At 69.7% G+C, this 432-nt stretch carries 1 pseudogene; it reads left to right on the top strand.

Features of this window, described 5'->3' with window-relative positions:
* Nucleotides 1-225: 225 nt before the first annotated feature.
* A pseudogene (locus tag M3677_RS17440) lies at nt 226-432 on the top strand (hypothetical protein); the annotation flags it as partial.

Below are 432 nucleotides of genomic sequence, written 5' to 3'. Positions count from 1 at the left end.
AGCTGCTGGTGTCGGGCCAGCTGGCCGACGTGGTCGACGAGATCGCGAAGGTGCGGGCGGCCGCACGCGAGCGCAAGGGCTGGGTCATGGACACCTACCTGTTGCGTCGCCCATGATCGGATTGACCGTTATCGAACCGTGACATCCAGATCTTGACCTGAGCCCGAACTCCTCGTGACCCCCCGGACGACCCGGATGTCCTACACGAGCACGAGGAGTTCGACCGTGAACCTGAACAAGACCACCGCCAAGCGCACCGCCGTCGCCGCCATCGCCATGAGCGCCGCGCTCGGCCTGGCCGCCTGCAGCTCCGACTCCGGCAGCGACGCCTCGGGCACCTCGACCGCCGCGGCCACCTCGTCCACCGTGACGAACCCCGAGCCGACCGCGACCATCCCCGCCATCCAGCCCGGCGGCGACACGGCGGTGGCC

Origin of the sequence: Curtobacterium sp. P97, assembly GCF_023712445.1 — a bacterium.
In the GTDB taxonomy this organism is placed as follows: domain Bacteria; phylum Actinomycetota; class Actinomycetes; order Actinomycetales; family Microbacteriaceae; genus Curtobacterium.
Note: the sequence above shows the minus strand (reverse complement) of the source record. Positions and strands in the feature narration are given on the sequence as shown.